Raw genomic sequence first — 18,152 nt, 5'->3', positions numbered from 1 at the left:
AAGGCTGAAATACCAGCCTTTTCAATTCTTAAAGTTCATATTTTTCAAATTCATATTCTTTCTTGATGACTTTCTTTTTAACACTTTCATCGAAATATTTTCTAATCTCATTAGAAGCATAATCTACGACAGGGTCCCCTGTAGCAGAGAAGTTCTTGATATTATTACTGCTTAAAACTGTATCAACTTCTTTTGATAGAGGTGTTAAGATTGTAGAAAGTGCTGCTCTTAATGCATTACCTTCCAAATCCATTGTCTTTTTAGCCCATGAAATACAAGAACGTAAATCTACTCTTTGAGTAGTTTCATCCCCGTCTTCTATGATTTCTTTTGTGATATTGTTTTTGACTTGAATCATCGTTTTGGCTACTCCTAATTCAATTCCAGAATTCGCAACGACGATTTTAGCTTCTGTTTCATCTGTATGTGCCAATTTATGGAATTCATCAATACGTGAAATATGTGACAAGTTGTCTTCTTTTGTCCCTTCATATCCAATATTGAAAGCTTCACAATATCTGAAGTTTTTATGAGCTCTGATAGTTTCTCCAGTTTGAGGAATTGTACACATACGAGTATCATCAAGCAAGTTGTTTGTCGCTGACACGACACCAGCGTTGACCATATTTCTTTCATCAAATAAGAAGATACCACCGTATCTCGCAATTTGAGTCAATGGGCCATCAACGAAGACCATATCTCCATCTTTGATTGTCATATGTCCAAACAACTGTGCTGTTTCTGTATCTCTATTACCTGTTACCAGTGCGAAAGGTAATTTTAATGCTCCTGCCATCATTCTGACAAACGTTGTTTTCCCAGAAGCAGATGGTCCAAAGAATCCCATTTTCCAGATGTTTCCATGATAGAAGCTTAAGATACATTCCCAAAGCTCATCATTATCATCCATAAACTCTTTATTTCTTTCATAAAGTTCAATACATGCATCTCTTTGAATCTTTAATTCTTCAGGTAAATCTTCAGCTTCTTCATCAGTCATTAACGTATAATCTCTATCTTTATACGGAATAGATGAGTTTGCTTTAGATTTCGCTCCTTTTTTCTTTCTTTTGACTTTGAGAGGTTTGATTTCCGGAATATAGATAGGATTTCCATCTTCATCTTCTTCTCCAGTATCAATAGACATATCATCAACCTTATTATGCATAGCAACTAATGGCAAAAGATTATATTTAATCTTATTAGCATAGATATCAAAGTCCTTATCTTTATTAGGTATTTCAGTATCAAACTCATAACCATTAAACATTGATGCTGTTTGTAAAATACTATCACATAAAGTGACAAAACTTTCTTTTTCAGCCGAATCTACTAAAATAGATGTTTCATCAAAAGGTTCAGTAGGTAAATAGTTAATACCTGCTAAAATCTCATAAGCCTCTCTTTGTTCATCTGTTGCTTTTTCACCAGCTAAGACAAATTGCAATAAGTCATATGCTAGGATAACTTTATATAAAAGATGTGAATAGATATTCGTTGCATAGATTTTCTTTTCATCTAAGTTAATAATGAATTTTTCTATATCACTTGCAGAACCACCAGGCAATTCTCCATAAATAAATTGCTCAGTTCCATTTTTACCCCATCCTATCATCGTTTCATCATTTGTTAACTGAGATTCTAAAATTGCTTTTGCAATCTTATCAGATAATATAGATGCTACTTTTCCAGTAGATGGCAAGATTGTCTTGTTTTTAATACTATAGAATCTTTCATCTTCTCCTCCTGCTGTAAAAGTTGTATTAGGAATCATTTTCCCTGCTTCTTTTTTTGAATATGCAAATGTTAATGCATCATACTTTGGTTTTTTTAATGTTTTTGCCATAATTTTGTTTCATCCTTTCTTGTTTTAATTTTTTCTCCTAAACAAAAAAGACACATCGAAATGACGTGTCTTTTATTCGTATTAAGATTACATTAATAGTATATCATATTTAAATAGATAATGGATAAAGAGGATTAGTTATTTTGAAATAGATATGCATAGAATCTATTTAATAATATCCAATCCATCTCATCTTCATTTGCATTAGAAAAAGCAAGATTTTCCATCATCTTTTTCAGAAACTTATATTCTTTTGGATTATCTTGCTTTCTTTTTTCGATATATTGAATTGTTTCTACTGTATTATCTTCTTGAACATGCCATTGGCTATTATAGCTTATTCTATCTGATTCTTTTTCATATGTAAGATAGAGATAATTATCAGTATTCATAATATTTTTGTATTTGTTATGCCACATTCTATTTTTTGATTCCTTATCCTTATTCTTTCCTTGCTTTATCTGAATAGCATAATCATTATGTTGTTTGGAACATATAAGGTATGAATCAATGTTTGGGGTTTTAGGTGGGCACATCATAACAGTGTAATGGTTATCTTCACCTCTTTCTTTATCTTGAATTCTGAGTTTTATAGATTCTAGATAACTGCAGCAAATCTCATAATTTCTATTTGCATAATTATCTTTTTCAATACAATTCTTCGTTTCCTCTATTTTCTTTCTTAAATTCATATAATCACTTCCTTTCAAGAACATTTCAAAGCATCCATAACCAATAAGAAAAAATCTCTTTCTGTTAGGTTGTCTTCAAAGTGTCCAAGCTTATAAATATTTGAAATGTTGCTCGCTAATTTGGGATTATTGTGCAATAATTTTGTTACATTATTATTAAGATAATTTTGATAAACTTTTATCATATTATCAGCCATTTGTTTTAATTTCTTACGCATCTGAACAATATCAATATCATCATTAATAATCTTGTCTCTACACTTTGAAGTATATTTCATAACTCCATTTGCACATAAAGAATCAATCTTTGTCAATCTGTCTCGTGCAGATTGTCCGTCAATATCCTTTAAAATATGAAGAGATTCGTTCTGATAGTAAATCATCGCATTATACACTTCATTTAAACCATCTAAGACATAATCTAATTTCTCTTTTCGTTCATTCTTTGAAATTAATCCCTCAATAAGGTTTCTAAACATCTTGATATTAAAAGTTGTTTTTTCTAGATTCTTATCCTTTTCATATAATGCAGTCAAAAGAATATAATTCATTCTATTTGTCTGTTTAAATGTTGTTGTCTTATCAAATGGCAATGTAAGATATCTTATTGCTTGTATATAAACAAACATATCATTAGCATTTATCCATTTATCCTTATTTCTATAAGTAATGGCAAATAATAATCTATACAAAATCTTCATAAAATCTATTTTATCACTTTGATTCCATGAACTCATATTCTTTTCCATAACCAAAGCAATCAATTGAATCATCTGTATGTCATATTCATCACTTTGCGTTGACAGCATATCTTTTGTATAAGCTTTTCCTAATGATTTTCTGACATTATAATACTTTGACCATTCCTTAATTTCATCTGGGACATTCTTTAATTGTTTCCTTGCTAAATAACTTTGATGAATTGATGAAAAGTAACTATTACCATCAATCACAACCCATTCTTTTTCAGTATTATGAAAAACGTCATGCAATAACCCAACATCATTCTTCAAATTTCCATATTTCATATATTTGGTTGATTCCCATAAATCGTCTAACCATTTATTAATAGAATCAATTAATGAGTAATGAAAGACTATAAATTGATGATTCGTTTTAAAGTCTTTATTAGTATTATTAATGATTTGAGATAATCTTTTGAGATTATTGTTGGATTTTTTGCAGATTTGTTCTTCTTCACTCCCACTATAGATACTTTCTTTCATATGAACATATCTAGGATTAAAATTAAACTGATATTCAACATCTGTTGCTTTTAATTTAATTTCCTGTACATGGTTATAAATTGAAATCTTATCAAATTCTGGCAGATATCCTATAATCATTGCTTTATTTCGAGATTGTCCTATCTCCACTGATTTGAATTGTTCTTTTTTCATTTTTTTGTCACTTTCTCTTGCTTATTGAAGAGCTCCTTTCCATTATTTTCGTAAATATGAGCAATAAAAAAAGACATATCTGTTGACATGTCCTGTTTCGTTTATATTTACATTTATATTTTACCATAAACTTGCTCATATTATTTTTTCTGCGTAGAAACTAAAATAAGCTTTCTAAAGTATATTTAAGTATTGATATTCAAAGTCATTAAAATCTTGGTCAAATGTGTATAGTCTTATATCATTTTTTTGACAAAATTCATAATATATATAGTCATTTATATCCGCTTTAATTAAATTACATAATATTTTATCAATATCACTATGATATATTTCAATTTTTTTAGAAAATGCTCTAATATCATTGATTGCATGTGAACACACATTTATTGCATTAGAATAATATTGATGGCATGTAGGGTCATTTCTAAATTGTTTTATATTTCCAATTCCTGATTGCCCATTTTGTTTTAAATCTCTATTACATTCTTTTAATTTTGCTTTAATTATAGTTTGAGTTAATTCGATTAATTGAATATCTAATGTAATTATTTCATCATTACTACTTAATATATTATTTAATAAATCTGTTGCTTTTTGAGTTTGTAATATCTGATGAGCAGAAGTTGGATTTGCTCCAGCTACTAACTCAAACCATACACATGTATCTAAAAATACTTTACTCATCTAAATCCTCTCTTTTAATTAAAGCACCTTCTTTTACAAGTTTTATTTTCTCTATAATATCTGTAGAAGCATTATTTATATCTATTTTATTCATAATGTTTTTATCATAATTTAATATTGCATCGCCGATAACTGGATTCAAAAAAGCTGTTATAACATACTTGACATCATTAAAATCTAAAACTATTTTTTCGCCTCTATTTAAGCCTTCCTTCATTAAATCATAACATTTTCTTCCTTCTTCATAAGAGACAGCTGTATCTCCTTGTGCAAAATCTTTAATCTTTATAATCATCTTCTCACCCCATTATCATTTATATTATATATCATTTAAATTAATACTTCTAGTTTGAATTGTGTTTCTATCAGTATCATATTCCAAGTAATTATCCAAATCATAAAGATGTACTGTAAACGACACAATTGTGCCGGGAAATGAAGCATTTTCTAGGTTTGTGGTATTAGCACTTTTTGGTGACAATTCATATATTTCATTGCCAGAAAGAATTATTAGTTTACCATTTACATTTTTTAAATATTGAATTAATGTACTCAACCCATATCCTCCACTACCTATGCGAGTTGTATTTCCTTGCTTAATAGCCCAGTCTATTCTTTTTTCTCTGGTTTTTTCAACTATATTATTTTCTTTAAAATACTTGTTTACATTTGCAATTATAGTATTCCCATAATCTATAACATTAACCGTAAGATATATTTCTCCTTCGATTAAACTCGAGTCCTGAAAAAAATAATATTCTTTTATCTGATTATGATAACTTGCATTTGAAAATATTTCTCCAATTGTTGTTTTTAGAAATTCTTCAATTTTATTTTTCTTATGTACAATACTTTTACTTAAAATATAATCCGTTATTCCTTTTACAACATGAGTAAATTCATTTTCTCCATACAATGTATAATAATTTATTTTTCCAACATATATTTCATTCATTTCAATAAAATTATATTTATCAGCATCATAAGATTTAATAGTATTATCGATTCTGTTATATAAAATTTTTTGTACCATACATTTTATTCCTTTCTTTTTGTAGAAATAGGCACAAATATTATATAAATATGTCAATGATATATTATCAATATATATAGACCCTAACTGTGTAATTACTATTTGCGTTATTTCATCATTCTTATCAACTATAGGGAAAATCCTAGATACTTCTTTTAAAAATCTAGAATTAAAGTTTATGTTTTCATCTATGATTACCCCTAATAGTCCTCCATTGTAATTCATTTTAAACATTTTTCTCAACTCTTTTCTTTTGCTATATCATATCATATTCAATAATGATAATCCATTCTAACCAAATTATTATATCTAATTAATTTTTGCTACCTTCTTCCCCCTTCTCCTCTCAATCTATCAATAGCATCTTCCATAAACAATGCATCTGGAGGCATTCCTAATTTTCTTGCTATCAAATAGGCATCATAATATGTCAGTTCATTCAATCCTCTTTCCAGAGCACTGTAATACTGTGGAGTGACAAGCAATTCTTTAGCTAATTCGGCTTGAGTGATGCCCCTTTGTTCCCTAATGGACTTTAAAACTGTTAATGGATGTCTTTTTTTTCCCATATATAACCACCTCTTATGATTTCCTACAAAATCCAATTTATATGCTACAATAATATTGTCTTAATTAACCGATAATATAATAATGTCTTGGCAGATTGCATTGTATGCAGACCACCTCCCTCCATTTTTTCTGTCAGGATAAAAAATAAGACTGCTGAAATTTTTTTCTCCCTTATTATTTCAGTAAAAAATGAATATAGTTGATATTTGATTTTAGAGATAGGAATTTCATCTTATCATGTTATGAAAATCTATCTCATACGAACAGGTCTCCCAGATGGGAGGCCTTTTTTATATATCAACCTCAGTATTAACTGATTCACTGAATGTTATCATTCCACCACTCATAGCATCATAGAAATTTTTATTATTTTGATAAGGAATTGTCCATTTATTATCTTCACACTCCATATAAATAATCATTTTCTTCTGCGATGTCTTTTCTACCTCTTGTGTAGCTTTCAAAATACTGTCTTCGTTGCTTTCGACAAATTTGTCATGTTGATAATCTTTTGTAATTTTACTATTATCATTGAGTAACGTTTCTATAACAGTATCTATAACTTCAAGATTATTATATGTACGCAGACTTATTGTGACAGAAGCCTTTGCATCTTTTTTTCCTATACCATCTATAACAATATCTCTATCTAAGTCATACTCAGGTCCTTCATATATATGTTTATTAATAATATCACTAATGACTTCGTTCTCTTCGAATCCAGTCTTATATTGGAATATATTGTCCTCTGCCTTTGTCTTTGAAATATCATAGATACCCTCCATGTTCTGACTGTGCCAGTTGTCGAACAAAAAGGCTATCGTTTCCTTAATTTCTTTTTGTTTTTCTACATTGTCTTTAATGAAATAAACAGTTGAAAAGATTAAAGAGAAGAAGAAAGTATAAATAATGATTTTTTTTATGATTTTATTTACTGTCATGTTCCACCTCCACATCTTTATTTTATCATATCAAGCATGACTTTAGTTATTTTCTAAATATATATTTAAAATATTTCGTTTTATTACAAATAGCAATGTTGATGCTATAATATATATGTATATTTATTCCGACTTGAGACTTTATTTCAAAGTCTCTTTTTTGTGTTTTGGGAGTCTGATATTTATCTTTCTTCACTTCACATCATTTATGGATTAAATATCAACTATTCATTTCAAGTCCTAATAAATTTAGGCCACCTGAATATATAAACTATAAAATATATATTCTTTGCCAGGGTGAGGTATATTCATTTGAATGTATCGGAAGGGAGAATATTATGGCAAACTTTATAACTTTATCTTCATATGCAGATTTAGCATCACAGTACGAACAGGCATACGCAGAAAATACTGCTGCCATGAACAATGTTGAAGGAATGTTTAACTTGGTACAAATTGCACTAATTATCTTATTCATAATGGCTATCTTTGCTATTATTGGAAGTGCAGTTCTTAACTTACTTGCTCACAGAGAAAAAGTTAAGGTTGAAAGAGCTAAAGTTGAACAAGCCAAAATTTCTGCAAATGCAGATATGTTGGAAGCACATATTAAGGCTGCTGACCAACAAAATGCTCCATTACTTAGAGCACTCATGTCAAACTTCTCTAAAGAGGAGCTTTTGGCAATGTTGAATGATGTCAATAAAGACACTCAGCAAAAAGTATCAACTTCTAACTATACTCCTATAGTTGAAGACGATGCTAAACTTGATAAAGAAATTGATAGTTTATTAGATGGTTTCTTTACAGGTGAAGAAGATGGCAAATAGCTTGCCATCTCTTTTTTTATCCAAGCCATGAAATACTATATACAGTTAGAACAATAGCTAAGGCGTACATTATCATGCCCTTAGCCATTTTTTTATTGATGGTCAATCTAAACCCATTAACAACCATTCCACAAACTATCATCATCAAAACATAATTCATTTCATCACCTTTCAAAAATTCTATCTACTTTTGGTTAGGTATTCTTATCTAACTTTCGAAATACTGGTTCCATCAAAATCAAAAACAACAAACTTAGGCTCATACATGCAAAAACAGCCAAAAAGCAGAGTCCCCACGATTGAGCAAATAGCTTAAGAAATAAAGGTATTATATCTCCTATAGTCATTGTATCACCTCTGATATTTTGTTTTTTTGTTTTTGTTAATACTTATTTTTGATTGAAACCAATTAGTAATTTTTATATCTTTTCAAAGCCTTTAAATGTTTTATATCCTTTATACGAAATCTTTCATTTGAAAATCCTTTTAAATACTCATCTATCTCTGGTTCATCATAAATCGAATAAAATTCTTTACCAAAATCATCAATAATAAGTGTTACTTCATAGGATGCCACAATATTATCTTTCAAAAGTTCTTCTCTTATATTTATAAATTCCTCTTTATTATAAAGTTCTATTGCCTTAGATAACTCCTTTTTAGAATATCCACGTGGATTAGACAAGAGCCCATTTTTCATTTTAATTAGCTCATCTATGTCATTTGTTGTAGCTAATATATATATGTTATAATCTTCATCCGTTTTGATTTTATAATTCTTTTTATGTTTTAGAGTGCTATGCCAGCAATTATTTTCTATATTCTCTACTAAATTCTCAGAGGAATTCATTTCTTTCATTTCGATTTCGGATTTAAAAGTGGAAATTTTCATGCAGAGATTTAACATTCCTTCAGCATATCCAATTTTATATACTTTTTCATTATTATCTTCAGACGTTCTAGTTATTTGATTTAACCTTCTTTTTAATAATGTCAGTATTTGAATGAAACGTATATTATCACCTTGAGTCAGAAGTTCGTATAATATATATTCTAACTCCTTGGGATTTTCTAAGAAGTTATCAAGATTTTTTGGGTCTGTAAATATCTGTTCGATACTTTGATTTGTTTTATCCATATATTACTCCTCCTATTTAGGATAAGGTTATTCATTTTCTATCAATTTTTCCATCTGTTTTTGTGTTTGAAAATGCAAGCTCATAGACGTCCCACTAAAGAATAGAGTTTGTATTCTTTCCACCTCGATAAACGGCTTTTCAGCATCAAAGTAAATTTTGGTATCAGACTTGTCTTTATCTAATGTCTTCAATTCATTATCTTCTATATACTTCATTGTATATTCATCACAGTTGCTCTTTAGCAAGGCAATAGTCTCGTTATTTTTCATTTCTTCAGCAATATAATATTTTGTTGTTATCTTATCAATTGGAAAGAAAATTCCTACTGCCACAGAAATTGAACATAAAATAACGCATAATAATGATAAAGCAGGATGAAAATCTTCCATCAAATATAAACCTAAGCAAAATAATAATATTCCTATCAATATAAGACTAAATGCTATTATCATATATACCTCCGTTACTCTTGGGTTTCTAAACTATTCAAATGTACAACTACTTCTGTCTGAATTTTATTGCCATAAACATTGTAATTATCAGTTTTCACCATATATGGCTGCTTATCATCATTAATATCAAAAAGAACCTTACAGCTATTTGCTTTCATGCTCTTTAATTCACTTCCATCTAAATATCGTATTGTTTTATCACTCTCTTGATACGTGTAATAAGTTCCTTGTTCAGGTATAGGCTTGAGTTTGATAGTGTTTTCCTGAGTAGATGTCGTCACAGGAATAAAACATAAGAATCCTACGATTATGGAAATGGCAAAAAAGGATACTCTTTCTCTAAACTCCTTCATAACAACATCGTAATCATCCCAAAGAAATTGCAAGAAAGCTATAAACGCAAAGAAGAAACATGCGAATCCTATATAAAGGAAAAGCTCATTATTAGTCATCTTCTAGCACCTTCAAATGAATAACAACATTTGTTTCTAGCACGTCACCGTATGTATTTTTGCTCTCTTTGATTTCAATATATGGTTGATTCTCGGCATCATAAAATTCTCTATAATTATCAATATTTAAGGTCACTAATTCTTTGCCATCCAAATATTTTATCTTTGTACCACCAGACAAATTCTGAACATCATAATACGATGATTGCTCTGGTAATTCTTTGAGAACAACAGTTCTTTCATCAATATCAACAATCTCGTTTCTCATTTGTTCTTGTTCTTTAGCGTTCTTCCTATCTATTCCATCTTTTATGAGTATCCCACCTATGACCAAACAAAACACAGAAAAGAATATCGTCATATATAAGTCCATTTCATTTATGAAACAATATATAGCATAAACGCATCCAATGATTAAAAAAATTATTCCGAGTATAATAATTACATTTGCCATCTATTACCTCCTCACATCTTGAAATGCCATTTTGGCATCTCAAGTCTATTCATTTCCCTCAATAGTCATATGAATAGTTACATTTTTTTCTATTGTCTGATTGATGATGCTTTTCCCTTCCTCTATTTCCATATAAGGTTCATCTTTGGCATCATAGATAATCTCTAAATCATTGACTTTGTCAGTTATCAATTTATTTCCTTCCATATACTGCAATGAACTTTGTTCATCTCCTTGATGATAAATATAATATTCATGAGTATTAGGAATTTCTGTTAGAAATACCGTATTTTCAGAATATAATACACTGTTTCCAAAAAGGACTAACGCTAACGCTGATGTTCCAAAAAAGAAACAAGCAAAATATCCCATATGAGTCAGAAGTTTTTCATCTTCATCACAAAATAGTCCTATTAGACTAAAAACAATGACTATAATTGCAATAATACTTCCAATTAATATATTTGAGTTTATTGTGATTTCCATTCTCCTACCTCCTCATGCTTTTTTCAAAAGAAATTATATCTACACTCCATTTATAATCCTTCCCAAAACCTCACAATCTTCCCCAAGTCGATAAGTGATAACTCGGTTATAGTTGCCATATATGTGAGATTTAAGGAAGTATCTTCTCTCTGCTCTAGGAACAATCTCCATAGACACTGGGATTATCTCGATACCATTCAAACTCTCGGATATTCTTCGATGCTCCAAGCACACCTTATCACATATCCACAGTATTTTAGGTATATGAGTCAGCTTGGAATAAACGATGATTTGTCCGAGATGTCGGGAGTCACTGTTGCCATATTGATTTTCTACTATCAGACTCCCCTTCCCTCCAGATTCTTTGTAAATCATATCTAAACGATAGTCTCCTACTGAAACTTCAGTCTTATAGAGATGGATAGGATTATCAAAGAGGTTGAGGGTATGAATGATATCTGGTATTAAATTGTTTTTTGCTAGCCATGGTGTAAAATCCAAAGCTTCATTAGGGAATAGATTTCTTAATTCCAACTCCTTTCACTCCTGGGTAAAATCCCAATAAAATTTCTAACATAAAGCTGTCGCCTTTTGAATTTCTTGATATATAGAAAAATCAGGTCTTGTTTCTCTATCTCTACATAACATATCTAAATAAAAATTAAGTGACTCATACTTTGAATAACCAAATTGATGATTATGAATAACTCCTATGATTTCGTTTTCTTTTAAATTCAGATATCCTCGATTATTATTATTTCCTCCTTCAGTAGCAAAGAAGCATGTATAAGCTACAAATCCTTCTTCATTGCATTGAATATCTATCTTTACATTCAAAAAGGAAATCATTTCATTGTTTGGACGCTTCCACTTTCCAAATGTAAAGAAATCTGAATCCTTATGCTCATGATATATGAGTTTCATCTTAACAAGATTTTGAATATCTTCCTCTGTTGGATTATAAATAAAGCAATGTCGAATCATATTTTGAGATGTCATATTTCTTAATTTAATTTCATTGCTGATGCTTTTGAATTCTTCTAAAGTCATATTTTTCAACTCCTTTTATTTCAGTGTATACATTCTTCTTAGCCCAAAATCTGGGTTATTCATGTAAATAGCTATTTCTTTTTTTTAACGCTTCTTGATAGCTTAAATAATTAATATTTCCACAACCCGGACAAATATCAGCATCTTTATAAAAAGCTATCGATGTATAAACCTGATATTGAAATAACTTCCCACCCCTTATGACGCCATATATTTCAAAATTGCCTAAATCTCTATACTTATTAGGAGATTTCTTTCTCAAGTATCTTGTTTTAAAACAGACATAGGAACAAAAACCATTTTCATTGCATTCTATATCTATAACACCGTGAAACTCATTCTCTAGATGAGACTCATAGTAGAACTGAAAGCATGATTTTTTGTCCTCATCTATTGAAAGAATTAAGTCACTTATATAAGGTAAATTTAATTTTTGAAAGGTCTTAAATGTTTTCTTTGAAGGTTTATAAATAAAAACATGCTTTATCATATGAGTACCTGTACTATTTCTTATCTTGATTTCATTACTAATATTTTTTAATTCTTCTAAAGTCATGCTTGTATCCCTCCTAAGAAAAAAAAGCCACCATAAAAGGTAGCTTTTCAGATTCTATAAAATTATAACTTAGCTCCTTTCTCTTTCTACTTCTTTTAATTTCTTTTGTTGAACCTTGTCAACGAATTCTGTAATCACATCACGTTCAATACAGAACTCTACATACTCATTGACATAATGTTTCACTTTTTCATCAATTTCATCATTAATATTGCCACTATAGTTTGCTTCAAATTCTTCTACAATTCTATCCGCTTTATTGACATACATATCTGCTAATCTCATGGCTTCCACTTTTGAAACAGGATTTGTCTTGTAGAGCTTTAATTCATTGAATTTCGGTCTTGTTAAAAAATCAAGAGACATTAATGACTCAAACTTGATTTTACCAAGTCTATTGATTTCTTCAATCATGTAAGTATATCTCAATAAATGATGAAAGTCCTTAGGAACATATCCATAGATTTCAATGTCCTTAGCAGTCGTTTCTGTTTCTTTTTCCATATGTTTACGTCTATCATGTACATTGCCTTTTAAGCATTTCATAAAACGCATAACATCTCTATTGCAAATATCATGACGAACTTTCTTTAATTGTTTTTTCAATCTTAAAGTTGGTACGCGATGATAAGAATTGTTTGTTAAAAAATAATCAGAATACAAAAGTTCAAGATAAGATGGATTGCATTTATGTAGCAATGAAGGTAACAGTCTTATATCTTTAACATCAATGATGCTGTTATCATCCATAGTATAAATTTTGCTGACTGGTTGTTTATTGCTTACCATGTCCTTTAGCGTAGGAACTATAAAGCACTTAACGTCAACATCACTTTTTTTTGTATCCATAGCATAATTTTGGCTTCCCTGAAGACAGATAAATGCCACATTATAGTCAGTATTTTCCTTCATCCATGCTAATCTTTCTTTTAATTTATTAATAATAAAACTTTTATTAGCCATCTATCATACCTCCTTCAAATGTATACATATTATATCATATTAACTGTTTTAAGTCAATATAGATATGCTATTATCTACTTTTTGTTGTTTTTATTTTACAAGTATATAAACAATAAACAGTTAACAAATGTCCAAATATAATACAAATAGTATGGAATATAAAACTTCTTATCATTCATATTTGGATATATGATATATCCTATCAACATTCCATGCATAATCCCGATGGGGCCATAAAAGAACAATCCAGTTTTTACATCAGCCATGCATAAAATCATAAACAGGGCTATGTAGCCAATCCAAAATCTTATCCAATTATGAGTGAGTGTTTTCATGGTTTTTGATAGTTTGTTCAATACTTAAAAAATCCTTATATAAATCATCATGAATTGCCTTGAATTGTTCAATTGCTTCTTTTAATGTCCAATCACCTTCATCTACCTTTTCTCTTTCCATGCGTTTTTGAATCATTCCCAGAGCATGTGGAATATCAGTAGCATATCCTAAAAAATCATATAATGGGTTTCCCTTTTTATCAATCTTATGTAACTCACGATAAACCTTATATCCCTGTGAATAAGATTTGATAGTAAAATCGTAATTAACTCTTATCATTTCTACCTCCATAAAAAGACAGAGAAAACACATAAATGAATACGTATCTTCTCTGCCCTCCAGGTGTCTACACCTATTTCAAATTGTCTATATTTTATCATATAAATGTTGCTTTGTGCGAAAAATACAGAAAAAAAATGAAGGGGATTACTCTCCTTCATTAGTCTGATTATCAGATAAAGTTGACATTGCTTTGATTCCAAGCAAACTAGATAACATTGGATTTAATCCCATGCCGATACTTCCTTCTAAACCTGAATTGACTTGAGTTGTACTTTTCATAACGTCCTCAATAAGCTTTGCACTGTTTCCTTCACCATACATAGTAATATTACCAACCTTTTCAAGAGGTTTTGCAGCTGCTTCAACAGCTTTTGGCCAAGCATTGAAATACATTTCAGCAATGGCAGCTTCTCCATATTTTTTCATAGCTTCTGCTTTTCTATCAAGAGCTTGAGCTTCAGCAATACCTTTTGCTTCAATGGCTTTGGCTTCAGCCTCACCTTTGGCTGCAATACCAGCAGCTTCCTGTTCCATTTGATATTTGATAGCTTCTGCTTTAGCCTTTTGAGCTTCGGCTTCTTTTTGAGTCTCAAAGAATCTTGCTTCAGCTTCTTTTTGACGCTTATACAATTCAGCATCAGCTTTTTGTTGAGCAGCAAATTTTTCAGCTTCTGCCTGTTTTTTGATTTTGGCTTCTAATTCTTGTTCAGTGACTTCTACATCTTTTCTTCTTAATTCAATTTCCTTTTCTTGGCGCATAATGTTGGCATCTGCAGTGGCAATTTCAATAGACTTACGAGATTGTTCTTCTTGAATCTTATAAGCAGCATCTGCTTCTGCTTTCTTTGCATCAGAAACCTTCTTTAATTCTGCCTGTTTAATGGCTAATTCATTATTTCTTTCTGCAATTTTTGTTTCCGCTTCAATTCTAGCATCATTGGCTTCTTGTGAAGCTTTTGATTGGGCTTCTGCAATGTCTCGTTCGCTCACTGCTCTAGAAATGGCTGCATTCTTTTGAATTTTTACAATATTATCAACACCAAGGTTTTCAATAACTTGTTGGTCATCCATGAAATTCTGAACATTAAAAGAAACGATATCTAGTCCCATTTTTGCCAAATCTGGTTCTGCATTTTCCTTAACCAATTCAGCAAATTTTTGTCTATCAGAAACCATTTCTTCCAAATTCATTCGGCCGACAATTTCACGAACGTTTCCCTCAAGGACTTCTCGTGCTACTCTTGCAATATATTCTGTCGATTTATTTAAAAAGTTTTGTGCAGCTAAATTCAATAATTCTGTTTTGTCACTGATTTTTACATTCACTGTAGCATCGACATTAATATTGATATAATCGGCTGTTGGTACAGCGTTAGAAGTTTGTACATCAATAGGAATTAATTGTAAATTCAATTCATCTTTCTTTTCTAGGAAAGGTATTTTAATTCCTGCTTTACCAATCAAAACTTTTGGTTCTTTTCTCAATCCAGATATAATATACGCCGTATCTGGTGATGCCTTGACATAACCAGTCAACACAATCAAAACAATAATGATAATAACGATGGCTCCTATAATAATTCCTGGCGATAAAATAGTATTTAACATTCATCCAACCTCCTTTCTTTACTATTTTTGACTTCTCTATAATAACATATTTTTATAAATATTTGTTATTTTTCTAAATAATTTTATGATTTTCCTATTATTAACATATCCGTTTCTTTATAAAAAATAGACTACCCTATATGAGCAGTCTATTCAACAAAAAAGTTATTATCTATCAGAGATACACTATTCTCTTCTTCTCTCTTATCTACACTTAAGATGATTTCAGCTTCCTCTCTATTGGAAACCATTGTTGCCCCTTGTGCCAAGCAAAGCAAATCCACATAGACTTTAAGATTGAACTTTGATGAGTACAAGTCTTCTAGTCTATTCTTTCCTCCAAAGATTAGAAGTCTTTTGTCTACAGCAATAAATCCATAGTTCATATAGTCCAGCTGACTTCTTAGATAATGTGAGAAGAAGCAGTTCTTTGGATTATATAGCTTCACGTCTTCTCCTAATTGATTGACAGCCATCATTCCAACAAAACACTCTTCTATTTCCTTGAAACTTCTCTTTCCATCGTAGATATCAATTTGAGCATCGACACGAGCTACATTCTTTGTCATATCAATATCAATATATTCTGCAGCGTTGCTATGTGTGATATCTCCTGATGTCACAATACCATTTTTATGATATTCTCCATACCATCCAACATGAAATGCATTTCCTTCCTTATCAAAGGCATCAGCGTGGAGGTCAATATCCACTCTCTTCTTGTCATTCCAGTAGACAAAGAAACGTAATCTCTTTACATTCTCTGGAATCTTGATGGCAAGTCCACTTCTGATGTATCCTCCCTCATCAGATTTTGATGAACACTCAACAATGGAATCTATCATGGAGAAGTTTCCTTCATCCACATAGACTTTCTTGTTCTGTAGAGGTGTTTTGAGATATTTCATCTTTTCAAAAAGAACCTCACTTAAAACTTCATAAATTCCTTCAGCCTCTTCTCTTTCCTCATGTCCCCCGAAATACGTCAAGACTGTTATAAGAGTTGGCATAGATAAGTCTTCACGATGATACATCAGTTCCTTCTTGATTGATTCTTTATCATATCCTAGTCTCATCAACCATGCCATCATTCTCAGTAGCATTCCTGGTCTTTGACCAATGTAAGAGACGGCCTTTTCATCCTTTATCTTAAGCATAGCATCAACCTGTCCATTCCATGAACGCAACTCCTTGTTTCTTAGCTTTTTGACAGCATTCATATGAGGTAATGAGCGAGAGTAGTTCTGATAATCAATCCCCTGTAAAACCTTGATATTTCCCTCTCTTTTCTTCCAAGAAAGCATCAGGTTTATTTCAAGGTCTGCAGGGGAATATCTTTCCAGAACCTGCACAAACATTCTTTTCTGACTTGTCTTGAAATGGTAATGATTTCTTTTATAGATGTATGCGATGACTCTTAACACATCTCCGGTATGTTTGCAGATTTTTGAAAGTGTATCCTGAAATGATTGTTTTTCTAATGTATTGAAAAGAATCCATGATAATTCCAATAAATTCTCCTTAAATGGGATAGGTGTTTGCTGAAGGATTTTTAAAGGAATTTCTGTACACGCATGTCTGACAATTTCTCTTTCCATGGCAGTCATTCTTTCAGTCTTTGATACAGATAATGTGTAAGGAGTTTGATATTGGAGTTTACAAGGTAAAAGTCTTAGTACCTTGGCTTCTAATAACGTATCATCCTCTTTAATCTTTTCTGTGTCTTCAACGCTAGGCAACCATCCTTTACAAATCTCAATTGGCAACATAGATTCAAGTCCATATGTCGAAAAATAGTGAACCATTTGATGGAAGCGATATGTTGCCTCATCCATCTTCATGACCTGTTGAGGAAAGTTTGGATACATTGGCTTAGCTTTGATATTTGGGATGATGGATTTGATTGAGGAGTAAAAGGTGTCTAATGATGGAGAAGTTGCTAATGTAATGATATCCTTAGCTGTTAAAGTATAACCGAGAGATAATAGATTCTCATTCAATGTGATGGCTTTAATGAGATTTTCATGAGTTAATGGCAATTCTGTATCATCATAAACAGCCATTCTATATTGTGAAAGTAATAAATACTGATAATTGTTCTTTAATTCCATGTTTTATACCTCCTTATATACAAAGAAAAGGGGCATAAAGCCCCATGCGAACTATCTTGTAGCAATAAGCTTTTCTGCTTCCCCAATCTTCCGTTTTTTAGAATTAAAAGGATGCTACATCAAATGCTTTCCAAGGAAAGCACACAACAGAAAAGTACGTTCACAAATTTCAAGCTATCTGATAGCGAGTAAAAGAGTATCCTTATATACTTTATAATATGACTTACTTTTTAAAAGGATGCTATCTGCAAGAGATACCCTTCA

Annotated in this window: 21 protein-coding genes; 1 reads left to right on the top strand and 20 read right to left on the bottom strand. The window is 30.6% G+C overall.

The window, feature by feature from the left end; translation table 11 throughout:
* Positions 1 to 28 precede the first annotated feature (28 nt).
* The 8 genes from B5E87_RS03605 to B5E87_RS03570 form a co-directional block, all read right to left on the bottom strand.
* On the bottom strand, positions 29 to 1,846 hold the full coding sequence (locus tag B5E87_RS03605) for an AAA family ATPase (RefSeq protein ID WP_087243563.1): 1,818 nt from the start codon (positions 1,844 to 1,846) through the stop codon (positions 29 to 31).
* Between the two features lie 134 nt (positions 1,847 to 1,980).
* The gene (locus B5E87_RS03600) at positions 1,981 to 2,538 is read right to left on the bottom strand and encodes a hypothetical protein (protein ID WP_129736868.1); all 558 of its coding nucleotides are present in this window, start codon (positions 2,536 to 2,538) and stop codon (positions 1,981 to 1,983) included.
* 14 nt (positions 2,539 to 2,552) lie between these two features.
* Positions 2,553 to 3,938, bottom strand: coding sequence for a hypothetical protein (locus B5E87_RS03595; protein ID WP_087243561.1), 1,386 nt, complete (start codon positions 3,936 to 3,938; stop codon positions 2,553 to 2,555).
* Between the two features lie 174 nt (positions 3,939 to 4,112).
* Positions 4,113 to 4,625 carry a hypothetical protein gene (locus B5E87_RS03590; protein ID WP_087243560.1) on the bottom strand — a complete coding sequence of 171 codons (513 nt, stop codon included), beginning with the start codon at positions 4,623 to 4,625 and terminating at the stop codon, positions 4,113 to 4,115.
* Positions 4,618 to 4,920, bottom strand: a complete 303-nt coding sequence (locus tag B5E87_RS03585) for an STAS-like domain-containing protein (RefSeq protein ID WP_087243559.1) — start codon at positions 4,918 to 4,920, stop codon at positions 4,618 to 4,620. Before B5E87_RS03585 ends, B5E87_RS03590 begins: the two co-directional genes overlap by 8 nt.
* Positions 4,921 to 4,944: 24 nt before the next feature.
* Positions 4,945 to 5,883 (bottom strand): hypothetical protein, encoded by a 939-nt coding sequence (locus B5E87_RS03580; protein ID WP_158095540.1) that lies wholly within the window; start codon positions 5,881 to 5,883, stop codon positions 4,945 to 4,947.
* 98 nt (positions 5,884 to 5,981) lie between these two features.
* Complete coding sequence (locus tag B5E87_RS03575) at positions 5,982 to 6,227, bottom strand: helix-turn-helix transcriptional regulator (protein WP_087243557.1); 246 nt, start codon at positions 6,225 to 6,227, stop codon at positions 5,982 to 5,984.
* 291 nt (positions 6,228 to 6,518) lie between these two features.
* On the bottom strand, positions 6,519 to 7,169 hold the full coding sequence (locus B5E87_RS03570) for a hypothetical protein (RefSeq protein WP_087243556.1): 651 nt from the start codon (positions 7,167 to 7,169) through the stop codon (positions 6,519 to 6,521).
* 338 nt (positions 7,170 to 7,507) lie between these two features.
* Here B5E87_RS03570 and B5E87_RS03565 point away from each other — a divergent pair, with 338 nt between their 5' ends.
* Positions 7,508 to 7,999, top strand: coding sequence for a hypothetical protein (locus B5E87_RS03565; protein WP_087243555.1), 492 nt, complete (start codon positions 7,508 to 7,510; stop codon positions 7,997 to 7,999).
* A gap of 409 nt (positions 8,000 to 8,408) precedes the next feature.
* On the opposite strand, the gene B5E87_RS03560 is transcribed toward B5E87_RS03565, so the two are convergent.
* The 12 genes from B5E87_RS03560 to B5E87_RS03505 all read right to left on the bottom strand — a co-directional run bounded on the left by B5E87_RS03560 (position 8,409) and on the right by B5E87_RS03505 (position 17,888).
* Entirely contained in the window at positions 8,409 to 9,137 is a 729-nt protein-coding gene (locus B5E87_RS03560; protein WP_087243554.1) for a hypothetical protein, read from the bottom strand.
* 27 nt (positions 9,138 to 9,164) lie between these two features.
* A complete protein-coding gene (locus tag B5E87_RS03555) occupies positions 9,165 to 9,590 on the bottom strand; it encodes a hypothetical protein (protein ID WP_087243553.1) in 426 nt (141 codons plus the stop codon).
* Positions 9,591 to 9,601: 11 nt separating this feature from the next.
* On the bottom strand, positions 9,602 to 10,042 hold the full coding sequence (locus tag B5E87_RS03550; protein WP_087243552.1) for a hypothetical protein: 441 nt from the start codon (positions 10,040 to 10,042) through the stop codon (positions 9,602 to 9,604).
* A complete protein-coding gene (locus B5E87_RS03545; RefSeq protein WP_087243551.1) occupies positions 10,035 to 10,496 on the bottom strand; it encodes a hypothetical protein in 462 nt (153 codons plus the stop codon). Before B5E87_RS03545 ends, B5E87_RS03550 begins: the two co-directional genes overlap by 8 nt.
* Positions 10,497 to 10,541: 45 nt before the next feature.
* Positions 10,542 to 10,982, bottom strand: coding sequence for a hypothetical protein (locus tag B5E87_RS03540; RefSeq protein WP_087243550.1), 441 nt, complete (start codon positions 10,980 to 10,982; stop codon positions 10,542 to 10,544).
* A 39-nt stretch (positions 10,983 to 11,021) separates the two neighbouring features.
* The gene (locus B5E87_RS03535) at positions 11,022 to 11,516 is read right to left on the bottom strand and encodes a hypothetical protein (RefSeq protein WP_087243549.1); all 495 of its coding nucleotides are present in this window, start codon (positions 11,514 to 11,516) and stop codon (positions 11,022 to 11,024) included.
* A 36-nt stretch (positions 11,517 to 11,552) separates the two neighbouring features.
* The gene (locus tag B5E87_RS03530) at positions 11,553 to 12,032 is read right to left on the bottom strand and encodes a hypothetical protein (RefSeq protein WP_087243548.1); all 480 of its coding nucleotides are present in this window, start codon (positions 12,030 to 12,032) and stop codon (positions 11,553 to 11,555) included.
* Between the two features lie 55 nt (positions 12,033 to 12,087).
* Positions 12,088 to 12,588 (bottom strand): hypothetical protein, encoded by a 501-nt coding sequence (locus B5E87_RS03525; protein ID WP_087243547.1) that lies wholly within the window; start codon positions 12,586 to 12,588, stop codon positions 12,088 to 12,090.
* 69 nt (positions 12,589 to 12,657) lie between these two features.
* Positions 12,658 to 13,551: a DNA polymerase beta superfamily protein gene (locus tag B5E87_RS03520; protein WP_087243546.1), complete on the bottom strand. Its 894-nt coding sequence runs from the start codon at positions 13,549 to 13,551 to the stop codon at positions 12,658 to 12,660.
* A 315-nt stretch (positions 13,552 to 13,866) separates the two neighbouring features.
* Positions 13,867 to 14,166 carry a hypothetical protein gene (locus B5E87_RS03515; protein ID WP_087243545.1) on the bottom strand — a complete coding sequence of 100 codons (300 nt, stop codon included), beginning with the start codon at positions 14,164 to 14,166 and terminating at the stop codon, positions 13,867 to 13,869.
* A 147-nt stretch (positions 14,167 to 14,313) separates the two neighbouring features.
* Complete coding sequence (locus tag B5E87_RS03510) at positions 14,314 to 15,777, bottom strand: flotillin family protein (protein WP_087243544.1); 1,464 nt, start codon at positions 15,775 to 15,777, stop codon at positions 14,314 to 14,316.
* 149 nt (positions 15,778 to 15,926) lie between these two features.
* Positions 15,927 to 17,888: a hypothetical protein gene (locus B5E87_RS03505; protein WP_087243543.1), complete on the bottom strand. Its 1,962-nt coding sequence runs from the start codon at positions 17,886 to 17,888 to the stop codon at positions 15,927 to 15,929.
* Between the last annotated feature and the right edge of the window lie 264 nt (positions 17,889 to 18,152).

Source organism: Massilimicrobiota sp. An142 (assembly GCF_002160725.1).
GTDB lineage: Bacteria > Bacillota_I > Bacilli_A > Erysipelotrichales > Coprobacillaceae > Allocoprobacillus > Allocoprobacillus merdigallinarum.
This window is presented reverse-complemented; position numbering and strand designations above follow the sequence as displayed.